This window comes from Paenibacillus xerothermodurans (assembly GCF_002220865.2).
GTDB lineage: Bacteria > Bacillota > Bacilli > Paenibacillales > NBRC-103111 > Paenibacillus_S > Paenibacillus_S xerothermodurans.
The window spans coordinates 22,948-37,977 of sequence record NZ_NHRJ02000008.1 but is presented as its reverse complement, the minus strand read 5'-3'; the positions used below and the strand labels follow the sequence as shown (position 1 = coordinate 37,977).

At 52.7% G+C, this 15,030-nt stretch carries 14 protein-coding genes; 5 read left to right on the top strand and 9 right to left on the bottom strand.

What is annotated here, in order from left to right; all coding sequences use genetic code 11:
* Nucleotides 1-305: 305 nt before the first annotated feature.
* From CBW46_RS13900 to CBW46_RS13880, 6 genes are all read right to left on the bottom strand, one after another.
* Complete coding sequence (locus tag CBW46_RS13900; protein ID WP_089200609.1) at nt 306-1,163, bottom strand: hypothetical protein; 858 nt, start codon at nt 1,161-1,163, stop codon at nt 306-308.
* Nucleotides 1,164-1,302: 139 nt separating this feature from the next.
* Nucleotides 1,303-1,392: a sugar phosphate nucleotidyltransferase gene (locus CBW46_RS22325; RefSeq protein WP_111361074.1), complete on the bottom strand. Its 90-nt coding sequence runs from the start codon at nt 1,390-1,392 to the stop codon at nt 1,303-1,305.
* Between the two features lie 162 nt (nt 1,393-1,554).
* Nucleotides 1,555-2,730: an ATP-binding protein gene (locus CBW46_RS13890; protein WP_089200608.1), complete on the bottom strand. Its 1,176-nt coding sequence runs from the start codon at nt 2,728-2,730 to the stop codon at nt 1,555-1,557.
* Between the two features lie 83 nt (nt 2,731-2,813).
* Nucleotides 2,814-5,351 (bottom strand): hybrid sensor histidine kinase/response regulator, encoded by a 2,538-nt coding sequence (locus CBW46_RS13885; RefSeq protein ID WP_243633314.1) that lies wholly within the window; start codon nt 5,349-5,351, stop codon nt 2,814-2,816.
* Nucleotides 5,285-6,511, bottom strand: a complete 1,227-nt coding sequence (locus CBW46_RS21855; RefSeq protein ID WP_243633313.1) for a HAMP domain-containing methyl-accepting chemotaxis protein — start codon at nt 6,509-6,511, stop codon at nt 5,285-5,287. Before CBW46_RS21855 ends, CBW46_RS13885 begins: the two co-directional genes overlap by 67 nt.
* 37 nt (nt 6,512-6,548) lie before the next feature.
* Nucleotides 6,549-7,685 carry a PP2C family protein-serine/threonine phosphatase gene (locus CBW46_RS13880; protein WP_089200607.1) on the bottom strand — a complete coding sequence of 379 codons (1,137 nt, stop codon included), beginning with the start codon at nt 7,683-7,685 and terminating at the stop codon, nt 6,549-6,551.
* A 287-nt stretch (nt 7,686-7,972) separates the two neighbouring features.
* On the opposite strand from CBW46_RS13880, the gene CBW46_RS13875 reads away from it, so the two are divergent.
* The 4 genes from CBW46_RS13875 (at nt 7,973) to CBW46_RS13860 (ending at nt 11,021) form a co-directional block, all read left to right on the top strand.
* A complete protein-coding gene (locus CBW46_RS13875) occupies nt 7,973-8,407 on the top strand; it encodes a YflT domain-containing protein (RefSeq protein ID WP_089200606.1) in 435 nt (144 codons plus the stop codon).
* A 59-nt stretch (nt 8,408-8,466) separates the two neighbouring features.
* Nucleotides 8,467-8,634, top strand: coding sequence for a DUF1328 domain-containing protein (locus tag CBW46_RS13870; RefSeq protein WP_089200605.1), 168 nt, complete (start codon nt 8,467-8,469; stop codon nt 8,632-8,634).
* 294 nt (nt 8,635-8,928) lie between these two features.
* On the top strand, nt 8,929-9,642 hold the full coding sequence (locus CBW46_RS13865; protein WP_089200604.1) for a response regulator transcription factor: 714 nt from the start codon (nt 8,929-8,931) through the stop codon (nt 9,640-9,642).
* Nucleotides 9,639-11,021 carry a sensor histidine kinase gene (locus tag CBW46_RS13860; RefSeq protein WP_089200603.1) on the top strand — a complete coding sequence of 461 codons (1,383 nt, stop codon included), beginning with the start codon at nt 9,639-9,641 and terminating at the stop codon, nt 11,019-11,021. Before CBW46_RS13865 ends, CBW46_RS13860 begins: the two co-directional genes overlap by 4 nt.
* A gap of 58 nt (nt 11,022-11,079) precedes the next feature.
* On the opposite strand, the gene CBW46_RS13855 is transcribed toward CBW46_RS13860, so the two are convergent.
* The 3 genes from CBW46_RS13855 to CBW46_RS13845 form a co-directional block, all read right to left on the bottom strand.
* Nucleotides 11,080-12,162 carry a DUF3048 domain-containing protein gene (locus CBW46_RS13855; protein WP_165842311.1) on the bottom strand — a complete coding sequence of 361 codons (1,083 nt, stop codon included), beginning with the start codon at nt 12,160-12,162 and terminating at the stop codon, nt 11,080-11,082.
* 127 nt (nt 12,163-12,289) lie between these two features.
* Nucleotides 12,290-12,511 (bottom strand): DUF2905 domain-containing protein, encoded by a 222-nt coding sequence (locus tag CBW46_RS13850; RefSeq protein ID WP_089200601.1) that lies wholly within the window; start codon nt 12,509-12,511, stop codon nt 12,290-12,292.
* A 98-nt stretch (nt 12,512-12,609) separates the two neighbouring features.
* A complete protein-coding gene (locus CBW46_RS13845; RefSeq protein ID WP_089200600.1) occupies nt 12,610-14,001 on the bottom strand; it encodes a family 4 glycosyl hydrolase in 1,392 nt (463 codons plus the stop codon).
* Nucleotides 14,002-14,183: 182 nt separating this feature from the next.
* On the opposite strand from CBW46_RS13845, the gene CBW46_RS13840 reads away from it, so the two are divergent.
* Nucleotides 14,184-15,020, top strand: coding sequence for a helix-turn-helix transcriptional regulator (locus CBW46_RS13840; protein ID WP_089200599.1), 837 nt, complete (start codon nt 14,184-14,186; stop codon nt 15,018-15,020).
* The last annotated feature ends 10 nt before the right edge of the window (nt 15,021-15,030 follow it).

The window sequence follows — 15,030 nt, the reverse complement described above, 5'->3', positions numbered from 1 at the left end:
CCCAGCAGCCCAGCGTCAGCCCGGTAAAGGCTGTTGCGCGCACCCGGCAGGCGTGCCCGCTGGGTTCTCGACACGACGCACGAAAAAGCCATGACAAGCGCCTGCTGAGGCGTGCCCGCTGGGTTCTCTGCACGACGCACGAAAAAGCCATGACGAGCGCCTGCTGAGGCGTGCCCGCTGGGTTCTCTACACGACGCACGAAAAAGCCATGACCAGCGCCTGCTAATCATGGCTTCGTTGCGTGCTCGTTGAGCCAGCCGGGTTGCAGTGAGTGGGTGTCTATTGTGGCAGGCAGCGAGCCTATTTTACTCATGCATCGCTGGGAAGAAATGAATGGATGTGAGCTTACCGGAGTCCGGATCAATATACAGCTTCAAAGCGTTCTGCCTCACCTTATACACGATGCCATCCTCCGCTTCAAAGAACGGCTCGCCCAAGCGGCTCTTTAACACATTGAGATCCATCGGGAGTCTGTGCCCGTCGAGTTCAATCTTGCCGGCCGCCGCGGGCACGCTGACATATTGAATTTCACCATCGGATATTTCGATGTCACAATCATTAAACTTGTATAACTTAGTTGAGCTGAATAATTCATCCGGCTTAATTGAGTTAGGCTTACCTTTTGTTTTCAAAATGGTTTCCAGATCATCATCTAAGGACACCCCGTTCACAGCCACTAAAGGATAGGAAAAGGCTCTCACCGTGGGATCGGCGTTCGAACTGAGAGATGTGCTGCCGGATGGTGACGGAGCATCATTAGGCCTTGGCGTGTACTCGGCTCCCGAAGCGGGTGGGCTGTACTGAGCTGCGATAGTCCCTTCTGAAGCCGCAGCAGCGTGTGTGAGATCCGCTGTGGCTGTATCTGAGACACGCACAAGATCTGCTGTTTCTTCCGCCTGCGTAGTATCTGCACCGAACGCAGCCCCAGGCCTATCCACAACCTCTGCAAGGCCCACAATATTCGCCCTGTCTGCGCCGTCGGCACTATCTCCGCCCGCATCCGCCACTGCAGCGTCTGCTGCTGCGGCGCCAGGCGCTTGGCCTGTGGCGGAGGACAGCCGCTCAACAGCGGAAGATTCCTGCTGCGCTGCTGCAGACAGCCACACCGCCGCCCCCAATACAACCCCGCTTAGCATCGTAGTCCATGGCATTCTCTTCATCATCTTTTCCCTCCTATGGGCCGGAGGCTGCAGTGAACCTATGCTCAGCCCGTCTGCTCTATCAATTGATGTACAGGAATATACATTTTGGGCAGTTTTCGCTTTTGGCAAACACAATTTCGTCTCACATACAAAGCGCGGCTTACGCCCCAGCAGGATCCATATGCGCGTCCCACAAGCTCTGTATCGTGCCGACATCCTTCCAGCATCCCTTGCACACAAACGAATTCATTCTGGCGCGTACTATTGATTACACGAGGGCTTGGTAGTTGAAACAAACGCAAAACACCTCCCTGAATCGTATAAAGATTCTGCGGAGGTGATGCATAAGTTGATTTTCAGTTTGGGCGATGGGCGGACTTTTGCTGTTTTACGTATCGCTGCGCAGAGGAACTTAATCCATAGTTCCGATGCGAGCACGGATAGAAAAGACAAACATTGCTCCTTGCTCGTATTCAGTCTCCAGACGGATCGTGCCGCCCAGCAGCTCAACCAGGTTCCGGCATATAGCCAAACCCAGCCCCGTTCCTCCATATCTGCGGGTCGTGGACGAATCAAGCTGGGAGAATGGACGGAACAAGATACTGCGCTTTTCTTCCGGAATGCCGACCCCGGTATCTTTAATCACAAACTGCAGCTCCAGCTCATCCTCGTGCTCGGCCAGCTTGCTCACAGTCAGCCAAACTCCGCCCTTCTCCGTAAACTTCACCGCGTTGCCGATCAGATTCATCAGAATTTGCTTTAACCTAGCTTCATCGCCAACCAGATATTCGGGCAGCGCCGGATCGATTTCGACGCTTAGATCCAATGATTTTCTCCGGGCCTCAAGCTGAAACAAATCCTGGGTTTCCTGCACAAAGGACCGCAGGTGAAACAATTCTTCAGACACACGCATTTTTCCGGATTCGATTTTGGATAAGTCCAATATATCATTGAGTATAGCGAGCAGCGACGTGCCGCTCTTACGAATGGTTTCGGTCAATTCCTGCTGCTCCGGATTCAGCTCGGTTTCCAGCAGCAGATCAGCCATTGCCAGCACACCATTGAGCGGTGTACGTATTTCGTGACTCATCACGGCGAGAAACTCCGACTTAGCGCGCGTAGCTTGCTCAGCGGCTTCTTTCGCCTGCTCCAGCTCATGCTTCTGCTCATTAAGCAGCTGGGTTTGCTGCTGCAGTTTTTGCTGTGTCAAATATATATGCACAAAGCCCTCGATCTTCGATTTCAACACATGCGGCACGATCGGCTTGACGATGTAATCGATCGCCCCTACAGAGTAGGCGGTAAACGATTGGTCCTGTTCCTCATAAGCCGCAGTGACGAAAATAATCGGCACGGCCTTTGTCTTTTCTCGCGATTTAATCCATTGAGCCGTTTCAAAGCCATCCATCCCCGGCATTTGCACATCAAGCACAATCACAGCGAAATCGTAGGTTAGCAAACAGCGCAGCGCGGCTTCACCTGAGTTTGCTTTGACCAGGTGATACTGCTGATCACCCAGTACCGCCTCCAAAGCCAGCAAATTCTCCGGCTGGTCGTCAACCAGAAGAATACGAATAGGATCATCCATTTTGTATCTCCATTTCTGCTTTTGTTACCATAAATTAATTCATATGCAGACTCTGTAAATTTGTTGATGAAATACTTGTCCTGTCACTGGCACAGCCAAACTCGTATCAAAGATAAGAGCTGCTCGGTGTGGATCGGCTTGGTTATATAGTCGGATGCTCCGGCTTCGAGACATTTTTCACGGTCATCCCGCATCGCTTTGGCGGTCAGCGCAATGATCGGAAGGTGCTCGAACTCCGGCTGGCTGCGGATCCGGCGCATCGCCTCATATCCGTCCATTTCCGGCATCATAATATCCATCAGCACGAGATCGAAGTCGGGCTCGTCCCTTAGCCGCATCAATGCCTGACTGCCTGTCTCCGCGAATGAGATTTGCATGTCGTAGCCCTCCAGCAAGTTCGAAAGTGCGAACACATTCCGGATGTCGTCATCAACCAACAGCACCTTTTTGCCGTAAAACACCTCTTGTTTGTTATGCAGCCGATGCAGTATGTTACGTTTATCTTCCGGCAGGTCGGCCTCTGCTGTGTGTAAAAACAGGGTGGTTTCCTCCAGAAGTCTCTCAGGTGTTCTCACATCTTTAACTATAATCGACTCTGTGTACTTTTTCAGCTTGACTTGTTCCTCGCGATACCATTTGCGCGGAGCATATACAATAATTGGCAGCCGGAGGAAGCTGTTATCCGCTCTGATCAGATCCAACAAACCGAATTCCGTTAAATTCCGGGTACCCAGTTGAATGACCACGCAGTCAAAAGGCTGCCGCTGCAGCTCCCGCCAAGCGTCCAACTCTTCAGCGGCGCACACGATGTTCACATCGCGATGCCCGATCCATTCAACCAAATCGTACCTCTGTTCCTCATCAGAGCCGACAATGAGCAGTTGTCCCGGCCCCTTGTTGAGGAATGCCTCAATCTGATTGAACACCTCTTCGAGCCGGTCACTTCCGCATGGTTTCTGCACAGCGGCGATAGCCCCCATTGAGAGTGCCTGCTGGGCATCATCCGACGCGGTCATGACATGTACCGGAATGTGCCTGGTGCTCGCCGCGTTCTTTAGTTGCACAAGAATGGACCAGCCATCCACCACGGGCATCTCTGTGTCCAACAGGATAGCATCCGGTTTATACTGCTCGGCCAGCAGTAAGCCGGTATCGCCTTGAAGCGCTGCCAGTACTTTGAATCCACGGCGTCGCGCGGCGCTCGCCAGAGCACGTGCAAAATCGGCGTCATGCTCGATGATCAGCAACGAGCGGGCACCTGTATCGAGATTCTCGCGATCATCTTCAATGGTGACCGGCTGCTCTCGAGGCTTCGGCAGCGGTTGCAGCAATGAAACTGGACGCTGCGCGCGATGCGACACAACCGGCAACTCCCGAGACGCGGCAACTTCGGACGCGGCGATTTCCGCCAGCTCCGATTCCCCAGGGGGTGCATCCCCGTGCGCGCCATGTTCACCGCAGTCCGCAGCAGGGGCCTCGTGCGGCACCACCAGTGTGAATTTGCTTCCCCTACCCGGCTCACTTTCAATCATAATGCTGCCGCCTAACAGACCGGCCAACTGCCTGCTGATCGATAAACCCAATCCGGTCCCGCCGTACTGCCGGCTCGTCGTACCGTCCGCCTGCTGGAACGCTTCAAATATCATCTGCTGTTTATGGGTGGGAATACCTATACCGGTGTCGATTACCGCAAACGAGAGCTGTGATGAATCACTGCGCAGCGGTGCAATGCTCAGGCAGACGCTTCCTTCTTTCGTGAACTTAAAAGCGTTGGACAGCAGATTTTTTAAGATCTGCAGCAGACGCAGACTGTCGGTGTAAATCATCTCCGGTGTTTTACCGTGCACCACGACGTTGAATTCCAGCGTTTTCTTTTCGGCTACCGGCCCAAACGATTTGTTCAATGAGTCCGCAATATCCTTTACCCGCACCAACTGCCGGTGGAGCTCCATGTGGCCGGATTCCACCTTAGCCAGATCAAGGATGTCGTCGATCAACTGCAATAAGTCGGTTCCGGAGGAAAGAATCGTCTCCGCGTACTCTACTTGCTTGCTGTTGAGATTTCCTTCTTTGTTCTCTTTCAGCAACTGTGACAAAATCAGCATACTATTGAGCGGTGTGCGCAGCTCATGCGACATCTTGGCCATAAATTCCGACTTGTATTTCGAAGCGAAATTCAGTTCCAAAGCCTGCTTTTCCAACACGTCCTTGGCAAGCTCGATCTGCCTGTTGATTTCCTCGGTTTCCCTGATTTGCTCTTCCAGCTGCCTGGTTTTGCGCAACAGCTCCTCATTGCTCCGCTCCAGCTCGGCCTGCTGCCGCTGCAGCAGTTCTTCCGATGATTGCAGGGCACGGGTCTGCTCCTCCAGCTTCTCGTTCGACGCGCGAAGCTCGTCCTGCTGCAATAACAGCTCTTCGGATTGCGTCTGCAGCTCGTCGGTAAGCAGCTGTGAAATGCGCAGCAGCTCCTCAACTCGCAGCTGAGATTTGATCCGGTGAATGGTGACCGCGGCAATGTCGCACAAGTCATGCACCAGCTTCAGCTCCAACTCAGTCAGCGGCTTGATGGCGGACACTTCGAACACGGCAATGACTTCGTCCAGATAGGTAACCGCTCGCACAGCCAGCGATACCGAAGCGATCTCGCCAAATGCAGAGCGAATGCCCATATAATCAGACCGACATTAGTCAATGTGATCGGTTTGCCGTCCGACGCACACTGTCCGATTAATCCGTCCCCCGGAACTACTTCCTGCATCGCCTCGGATGCATTGCGGGCATATGTTCCCTGCAGCGTGAGGCTGGTTGCCAACCCTTCCTGCTTGGCAATGTACATCGCGCCGTTTTGCGCCCCAATAATCCGGCACAGCTCGCTGATAAACGTCTCCGCCATGGCATCCAACCGCTGAATGCTCTGCAGCTGTGTGGAGACATGCGCGATATTCGTCTGCAGCCACGCCTGATCGGCATTGAGTTGACCAAGCTGGCGCTCGTTTGCGCTGATCTCCTCCAGCTCCTCGGCGATTTCGTTGAATGTACTGGCAATACCGCCAAATTCATCTGTTGTCTGAATCGGCACCCTATACAAGCCGGTCCCCTGTCTGTTGCCAAAATGGTGCATCACCATGGACAACAAGCCGAGTCCGCGCGTAATGCTGACCACCAGCCAAAACATGATGGCGACACCACAAAGCAAGCTCGTGATCGTCATCAGCACGGTATATCTGTATGTTGTACTGTTCTCGTTCTCCGCCTGTCTCAGGGCTTGCGTCATTGCATCTTCCTGATACAGTGTCATAGCGGTGATACTGTCTAGAAACTCCTCTTGTGCCTCCACGCCGACACCGGTCCTCAGTGCGTTAGCTTCCGCCTTTTTGCCGGCGACATACAGTGAAATAAGATCATTGTTATAGTCGAGATATCTTTTTCCCCGTGTGATTATGTCCGATGCGAGCGGCTGTTCCACACCGCCCTTGTTCTCGGCTTCGAACCGAGCGAGATACTGAGACACTTTGCCTAGTTCCGTTCGGATCTCTTCCAGATTTCTGGCTGAAGCGGCGGTATCATCGATCAAAAGCAGATTGGCGACATGCCTCGCTTGTTTCGATGTGTGCTCACGCAGCGCGGATGTCATCTGAACCTTTTTATACCGGTTGCTGTAAATTTCCTTCATGCTTTCATCGATGGTGGACAAACGGTTGATGCCGATTCCGGCGAGTGTGAACATCAAAAACATCAGCGTCCCGAAACCGACAAACAGTTTGGTCTTCACATTCATCATCCAACGCTACCTCCTCTGGAAAACGAGACACTGAAGGCTAGTCCGCCCGCAAGATCACCATACAAATATCATCTTCCTGATCCGCGCGAATATCTGGCGGCAGCAGCGTATCCACGATGAAGTCGACTTCCTTTCGGCCGCAGGCCTGAAGCTGGTCGGTCAGCTTTGCGACTTCATCCGTGCCTTCTTCGTCTATCGCTTCCAAGAGTCCGTCGGTGTACAGAAACAACTGCATGTCCGGTCCGTAGGACAGCACTCCCTTCTGGATATCCATCTGCTCAAAAAAACCAACCGCACAGCTGCCGCTATCCAGTAAAATAGGAGGTTTATGGGGCTCGGTCAGTATACCCGGCGGATGGCCGGCATTGACATATTCAATCCTTTTGTTCAACGTGTCGATGACCAGATAAATGGCGGTAAAATAGTAACTGACCGAGGCGTTACGATTGAGTTGGTTCATGTATCGGTTCAACTCCGCTATCACGGTCTCCGGAGAGACAAAGCGGGTTATGGTGTCCTGCATAACGGAGGATATAAACATACAAACCAGTGAAGAAGAAATACCGTGGCCCATCATATCAAGCAGCATAATGCCATACCGGTTCTCGTCGATTCGATACCATGAATACAAATCGCCCGCCAGTTCGAACGAAGGGTGATACGAAGCGCTGATGCTCAAGCCGTCCTTGTGAATAGGCTGGCTCAGTACGCTGCTCTGAACCTGCTTAGCCAGCTCCAGCTCACTGCGGATACGTGTCTCATTCTCTTTGTGCCAATCCTTCTCGTATTTCAACCGCAGCGCCACGCGAATACGGGCTATCAATTCGACTTTATTAATGGGTTTCATGACATAATCGATAGCTCCGGCCTCCAACACATCCGCGACCAGATTAGAGTCACCGACAGCCGTCACGATAATGATCGGAATATCCCGCAAGTTTTCCTGCTCCTGTATGCGCCGGCATGCTTCGAGTCCGTCCATCTCAGGCATCATCATATCCAGCAAAATCAAATCTACCGGCACTTTCGGCGCCTCGCCAGTGCCCGCGCTCAGCAAATCGAGAAGCTCAATGGCCGAGGGCAGCTTTATAAAATGCTCATAACCGGCACTTTTGACGATTTTCTCTATCACCATCAAGTTTACCGGGTTGTCGTCAACGATTACTATGTTCATTACGCGTCCCCTAACTTCTGTTGTGAACTTTCAGATTTTCTTTCTTATTATAACTTTACTTCTACCAATATGTAACCTTTCCCGCTCCCGTTGAATCAATCCCGGCTGTTTCAAGCCCACACTGTGAGGTTAATAGAGGGCAAGCCGGTCCAATAATTGAAAAATTTTTCAATGAAAGGGTCAGCCGCGCGTGGCGCCTCTGGCAGACTTTTTCGGGGCCGTCTCATCAAACGCTCAGCACCGTGGCTTAAGCGCCATAGCTGAAGCACAGTCTGGGAGGTATAACGATGGACAGCAGAGCCAAGCTGGTTGCCAACGAAGAGCAAGCCATTCAGGAAATTCGCGCCTTTCAAAGAGAGGGATACTCTCTCTCGGAAATCTACGTACTGGCACACAACGAAAGAACAACGACGGGATTATCGGAACTGATGCGCACCAACACGGTGGGCTTGTACGAAGAAGGCATCGCCGACAGCTTCGCCAATTTATTCCGGTCCAAAGGCGATCAACTGCGTTCCAAAATGCATGCACTCGGCTTGTCGAAAACGGAGGCCGATCATTATGAGAGAGAGTTGGACAAAGACAAAATACTCGTCTTGGTGTGGTTCGATGATTCCAATGACGATGAGCTCCAAGTCGAGCGCTTAGCTCAGCGTCGTCATCAACAGTCGGCGGGCACAATGTATGCAGGCGGTCGGCCTGGTCCTGGAGGCACGTGGTAAATAGATCGCGTTTCGCTGCAGCATATAAATGAAGGCAACAGACAAAGGAGGGATGTCACATGTTAAAATGGGCACTTATCTTTCTGGTAGTTGCGATTGTGGCAGGTATTTTGGGCTTTTTCGGTCTTGCCAGCGCAGCAGCAGGCGTTGCTAAATTGTTATTCGTGGTCTTCTTGATCTTGTTCGTCGTATCGCTGTTTATGGGACGAAATAAAACATCTGCCTAGCTGACGCCGCTCAATCGGCGTAATTAACGGGAGCGAACGCGAATACGGCTCTAACACCATACTTGAGTTAACAATATGGCCATCTGCTCCGGGAGCAGGTGGTTTTTCGTGTGCAGTCTGCCGATCTGGCAGCAGGCGTTCGCGGCACGGCAGAATCACACACCATCAAAAGTATAAAAAATCCAAGCGGGAATCAACCTACTAAGAGCTAATGACGGCTGTGCGTGATGTAAGCCGGACGCCTGCCGGCTGCCTCTGCTCAGCGATCCCATGCCACCGGAGAAGGACACACCAATGACACAACATATATTGATCGTGGAAGATGAGGATAAAATCGCCCGGGTGCTGCAGCTTGAATTGGAGCATGAAGGCTACACCTCAGAGCGGGCCGCCGATGGACGCCAGGGTTTGGCAATGGCAGCGTCCGGCGAGTGGGATTTGATCCTGCTGGACATTATGCTGCCGGAGCTGAACGGGCTTGAGGTGCTTCGGCGACTGCGGCAGCAGGGCAGCCAAATTCCCGTCGTTTTGCTCACTGCACGCGATGCAGTACCGGATCTCGTCAGCGGACTCGATCAGGGAGCTAATGACTATGTAACTAAGCCGTTTGCGATTGAGGAATTGCTGGCACGGATCCGAAATCTGCTGCGCATGGCCAGCCAGCAGCAGGAAGCGGCACAAGCGGCTTTGATTGATGAGGAAATCCAGGTGGACGGGCTGGTCATGAACATCCGCACCCGGCAGGTGGCGCGGGACGGCCAACCTGTCGAGCTGACGCCGAAGGAATTCGATCTGTTGTACTTCCTGGCCTACCGGCAGGGTGAGGTGCTGTCCCGCGAGCAGATATTGTCTGAGGTTTGGGGCTACGATTTCGTCGGGGATACGAATGTTGTGGATGTGTATATCCGGTATCTGCGCCAGAAGGTGGACCAAGGCTTTCCGTGCAAGCTGATCCATACGCTTCGCGGCGTCGGTTATCTTGTGAAGGACTGTGATGCGGGAACATGAGACTCCGTCTGAAAATCACCTTGCTGATCGCTTCCTCCCTGCTGCTTGTTCTGCTGCTGTTCAATACCATCACTTATTACACTGTTGTGCGTATCACAACCAACAGCCAGATGGAGCTGCTGTGGAACGGTGCGAAGCCGCTGCTGTCGCAGGCAGCGATCTATGATCCCGACCGTTGGCAGAATACCGAGTGGCTTCGGCCGTTTCTAATGCCGCAAGGCATGGTTCGCATCATAGACCCACGCTCCGTCGTTAGAGCCCAGCTGGCAGCCACAGAACCGCTCATGCAGCTGCCGGCTGAACACAGCAGTCGCAGCTTCTCACACACTATGAGGACGAATGAGGCGCTTATCGTCTATATCCAAACACCGATCATCGATGCAAACGGCCGGACGCTCGGCTCCCTGCAGCTCGCCCGCCAATTAGAGGCGTTGGGCGGCTATTTGAGTGTGTTGGTGAGTGTACTCACGTTCACTACTGCCGGAGCCGTACTTTTCGCGCTGGTTAGCGGCTTATATTTTGCTCGTGTCATACTGCGTCCCATCGATCGGCTGGCTTTTATTATGGAATCGAATCAACGGCATGGCATCTTCAAGCAGATGGAGGTGGAGCCCGGCGCCAGACAGGACGAGATCGGTCAGCTAATTCATACCTTCAATTCAATGATTGAACAATTGGAACACAACTTCAACCGGCAAAAACAGTTTCTCGCCGATGCATCCCATGAATTGAAAACGCCCCTAACCATTATCGAGAGCTACGCCGATCTGCTCAAACGCTGGGGCGGCAGCGATCCTTCCCTGCGGGCCGAGGCAATCGACGCCATTCAATCGGAAGCGGTGCGGCTTCGCAATCTTACCCAATCACTGCTCTCCGTGGCGGACACGGAAACCGAAGCCCACCGGCAGTGGGAGCGGTTCGACCTGTCGCAGTTGATTGAAACAACAGCCGCAAAACTACAGCAGGCATTTCAACGTGAGGTCCGGTACGAGACGGAGTTCAAAGCACGAGCTCCGATGATGAACGGGAACCCCGGGCAAATTAAGCAGCTGCTCATCATTTTGCTAGATAACGCGATTAAGTACAGCCGCGAGGCTGTGCACGTCACCCTGCACCGTGACCCTCATGATGCACAAAATGTGCTGCTTGTGGTAGCCGACCGCGGAATTGGCATCGAAGCCGGGGAAATCCCGCGGCTGTTTGACCGGTTCTACCGGGTCGATCAGGCCCGCAGCCGAGCGACGGGAGGCAGCGGGCTGGGCTTGTCGATCGCGCAGAACATTGTGTGGCTGCACAAGGGCACAATCTCGATCGGGAGTACGCCCGGAGTCGGCACCAAAGTGATCGTGACGCTCCCGCTCAACGCCGCAAGAAACTAGTCATTGCATCTATCCATTGCAATGACACACCGCTTTTTGTACGCGTATTTCACTCGCGTTAAGGCGCTGCCGTTGCTTCCCGGGCAACCTCAACGTGAGCATCAAGAGACGGCGCGTCCGGCACAATCAAATAATGGGTCTTGCCTGGATACAACCCTACCTCCACACCGTCCCTTGTCAGATGAAACCGGTCGGAGGCATCTTTTCGCTTCCAGCTTACTGTATCGTGCTTTCCCCTTTGCAATACAATGCCCTGCCCGCTGCCGATCAGCCTGATATCCCGGCGGCCTTCATTGTCCAGCACAATATGGCGAGCAGCAAGTATCACCACATTTGTCGCCGCAAGCTGTTCATGATTGCTCAAATCCTCGTGCGGCTCATCATTGACAAACCGGTCGTATACTTTACGCTGCGCATCATACTTATAAGCTACTTTGTAGCTGTCGAGCAAAAAGGTCACGGTGACTCCCGACGACGGATCTCCCGGCTTGTCCAATTCATCGTGCAGAAACGCCGGAACAGCTTGCGGTGCGGCATAATCCTCACGATGGCCCAATTTGTCGGCTCCCGTCCGTATGCGGGTCAAATCGGTGTACAGGTTGTGTGGCGCTTTGCGAAAGCTTTCCCGCCAAAAGGAGCCGCCGGCGTTGGTGATTTCATCCAGGTAGGGAGGCTTTTGCCGTGCCAATCGCTGATAGGCGTCCGGGCTGCCGCCCGCATGTATGATCAACGCATCATAGATTTTACTTAGATCGATATAATAAGGCCGAATGCTGCGAACGGGCCCTATCGGCCCACCGTAGTCCGTACTCTGATATACCGCGGCTATTCGCGTGATTTCTCCTTCGGCCAAGCTCTCATAAAGCACGTCGGCATAGCTTATACCCGATTGCGGACGTGCCGACGGATGATTGTTCAGCATGACCATAGCGGGCCGCTGCTCCGCCTTTTCATGCAATGGCATGCCCGTAAAAGGCGCCGCGTGTTGCGGAACGGCTTGCTCTCGGATCTCCGCTGGCGGATCTGGTAAAACCGGTGTCACACTCGGGGTTGATTGGCCAGTCGAACCCTGACCGTTACAAGCGGTGAGCAGGGCGGCGGCGAAACTTGCGATAACCAAGCCGGAAATTATTTTTTTCATGGTATGGTCGACATTCCTTTTCTTCATAGTATCGGTTCGCGCGCCTCTTCCGCGTTTATCGTTCTGGCTGCCGCACAGGCCGCGCTATTCCAAGTGTACTGCCGGCTTGCGCCGGATGGATGAATCCTCACTTAGTGAACCACCTGATCACGTACATAATAAGCGACAGCGCTACACTAAGCACTATGCAAGTCACAATCGGGAAATAGAACTTCACATTGCCCTTCTCCACAGCGATGTCTCCCGGCAGCCTCCCCAAATTCAAATACTTGCCGCCCACCGCCCAAATCAAACCGATAACAATCATCACTATGCCGCCGACAATCAGCAGCTTAGCTATGGGGTTCATCTGCAACACGCTCCTTGTTTATTGCGCTGATTCTAATTATAGTGCAATGACCATTTTTTGCAAAAAAAAAGACCACCCGGCAAGGCGGCCTATGCCCTCTATTCGTACCAATATGAAGGTAGCACCGCTCTTTCTTGCTCCAGCAATTCTCTGATGATGGCATCGGCATCACCGATAGAATTGATGAGCGGATCGGTCAGCATCGCCCGTCTGAGTTTGGCAAAGCTGCGTTCCACCACTGCTTCCGCGGTCAGCTCGTGAGTGTCGAGGATCAGCTCCTGCATACCTCTTATCCCCCGAGGCATCTCGCCGACCGGTCTCGGCTGCACCCCCTCCAGCGTAATGTCGCAGCACAGCTCCAGGAACGCATCATTCGCCATGTTGGTCACAGCCCCCCGGTTCCACGTGTTTATGTAAAACGGCTTGTTTAACCCGCCCACCATATTTTCGATGATATCCGTAGCATGGTCCGGGCCGTAAGCACTAGTGTATTCGGATATCGGTCTGCGTTCTGAGATGAATTCGTTTACATCATGCCACATGTAATCATGCCTTTTGTACCTTTCCTCGGTTTCCCAGATCGACAGAGGCGGGATGTCTTCTTTTGTTTTGCCGAGTCCCTGCCAATAACGAACGTACTCCTTGGTATGAGCCACGCACGTCGGCACATACCCGAAAATCCGATACAGCTCATAGCCGATCGCATCGTTGTGTACCGCTTTGGCGCCTTGATCACCGCCGTCTGTAGACCTCTCCGCCGCTTGCCTGAGCGACTCCGCGATATGGGGTGCTATATCTTCGCCGTCGAACTCCGCCTTTAACAGCCAGGTAAAGTGGTTGACTCCGGCGATGCGAAAATCGAATTGCTCCGCGATACTGGCCGTATATTCTTCATCACTGCCTATGATGCCCGCCCGCAGCGCGTATCTTCTTTTCACATGCGGCATATGCAGCCCGTCGCAAAGCGCAATGCTTTTCAGATTGGGCGCATATCGTGCCATAGCAATTCCGTTGACCGCAGAAGGATTAATATAATTAATAACCCAAGCGTTCGGGCAGATAGCTTCAATATCCCGTGCGCATTCCATGATCACCGGCAGCTCCCGCATCGCCCGGAAAATTCCTCCCGGTCCGATCGTGTCCCCCGAGCACATCCGCACGCCATACTTTTCCGAAACATCGCAATCGATCCCTCTGTATTTCACCGTATCCACCGCAAAGCTGAGCACGATAAAATCCGCATCCTTCAACACCTGTTTTCGGTCCGTCGAGCCCTCTACGCGCAGAGCGACCCCATTGGCCTCAGCTACCATCTTTGCGAGCCGGATCAGTTTGTCCAGCCGTTCTGCATTCGTATCCACCAGCGCCAGCGTTCCGTTATTCAGATAAGGGGATTGAACCATTTGCCAAATCGATTGACGCCCAAAAAACAAGCTCCCTGCTCCCAGCACCACAACTTTCGGTTGAAGTGCCGCCGCTTTTTCACTCATTTGGTTTCCTCCAATGAACAACATTTTTTCAGTGCCTAAGCAACATTATAGGTGTTATTTATCTGTTGGAAATATGATATAGTTTTAAAATGATGTCAAAAAGTACGAATCAAATCGATAGCTATTTATGTGATGCAGATTGCCCGTATGAAGCATATGTCTAAAAGTAAGGGAGGGAAAAGATGAATACCACCGACATATTTAACGATCTGTCCGAGCACGTCAGCCTGCGCATCCACTCCTGCCAGTGCTCCGAACATGACCGGCTTTGGGTTGAAAACAAAACCCATCATGATTATGATCTGTGGTTTGTCACGGCAGGGCGGGTCCACATCGACGCAGCGCAGCAAAGCAGCACCGCGGCGGCCGGGGACGTTATATTGTTTTATCCCAACGAGCCCTACATGGCCCGGACAGGCGAGGAAGGCTGTCGGTTTGTTTATGTTCATTTTGACTTTGCGATTGGCGAACAATTTCGCATCTTGGACGATTTCGAGCTGTCGGGCATCGTGCCTGGCGCACAGGTGCATGCAGAATCGCTGCAATTTTTGAACGCCTTCACACCCTACCAATCGAATGAGAGCATCTCCTCCCTCCAGCTCAAAGGCACTCTTTATGTGTTTATCGCCAAACTGCTTGCATTGTACGCCGCAGGCTTATATACCGGCAGCTTCCGCTCCAGGCCGTCTACAAATGATCATATACGCAACATGGCGCTACTCCAGCCGGTGCTTCGTTTTATACAATCCCAACTCCATAAACCGATCTCGGTGAGAGAGCTTGCGTCATTGGCAGGAATGTCGGACAAATATTTCATCACTTACTTTAAAAAAACCGTCGGGCTCACCCCTGGCCAATACATATATCAACTGAAAATGAACAAGGCAAGAGATTATCTGTACCAAAAGACACACGCCGTCAAGGACATCGCCCACCTGCTTGGGTACCCCGATCCCTACACCTTCTCCAAAGCTTTCAAAAAATACTACCATGTCCCTCCGTCCCGGTTTGTGCGTTAGGATGATACTT

Excerpts from the sequence above, each read along its gene's own strand:
- CBW46_RS13900 (WP_089200609.1), bottom strand. The coding sequence starts at position 1,163 with ATGATGAAGAGAATGCCATGGACTACGATGCTAAGCGGGGTTGTATTG.
- CBW46_RS22325 (WP_111361074.1), bottom strand. The coding sequence starts at position 1,392 with ATGAATTCGTTTGTGTGCAAGGGATGCTGGAAGGATGTCGGCACGATA.
- CBW46_RS13890 (WP_089200608.1), bottom strand. The coding sequence starts at position 2,730 with ATGGATGATCCTATTCGTATTCTTCTGGTTGACGACCAGCCGGAGAAT.
- CBW46_RS21855 (WP_243633313.1), bottom strand. The coding sequence starts at position 6,511 with ATGATGAATGTGAAGACCAAACTGTTTGTCGGTTTCGGGACGCTGATG.
- CBW46_RS13880 (WP_089200607.1), bottom strand. The coding sequence starts at position 7,685 with ATGAACATAGTAATCGTTGACGACAACCCGGTAAACTTGATGGTGATA.
- CBW46_RS13875 (WP_089200606.1), top strand. The coding sequence starts at position 7,973 with ATGGACAGCAGAGCCAAGCTGGTTGCCAACGAAGAGCAAGCCATTCAG.
- CBW46_RS13870 (WP_089200605.1), top strand. The coding sequence starts at position 8,467 with ATGTTAAAATGGGCACTTATCTTTCTGGTAGTTGCGATTGTGGCAGGT.
- CBW46_RS13865 (WP_089200604.1), top strand. The coding sequence starts at position 8,929 with ATGACACAACATATATTGATCGTGGAAGATGAGGATAAAATCGCCCGG.
- CBW46_RS13860 (WP_089200603.1), top strand. The coding sequence starts at position 9,639 with ATGAGACTCCGTCTGAAAATCACCTTGCTGATCGCTTCCTCCCTGCTG.
- CBW46_RS13855 (WP_165842311.1), bottom strand. The coding sequence starts at position 12,162 with ATGAAAAAAATAATTTCCGGCTTGGTTATCGCAAGTTTCGCCGCCGCC.
- CBW46_RS13850 (WP_089200601.1), bottom strand. The coding sequence starts at position 12,511 with ATGAACCCCATAGCTAAGCTGCTGATTGTCGGCGGCATAGTGATGATT.
- CBW46_RS13845 (WP_089200600.1), bottom strand. The coding sequence starts at position 14,001 with ATGAGTGAAAAAGCGGCGGCACTTCAACCGAAAGTTGTGGTGCTGGGA.
- CBW46_RS13840 (WP_089200599.1), top strand. The coding sequence starts at position 14,184 with ATGAATACCACCGACATATTTAACGATCTGTCCGAGCACGTCAGCCTG.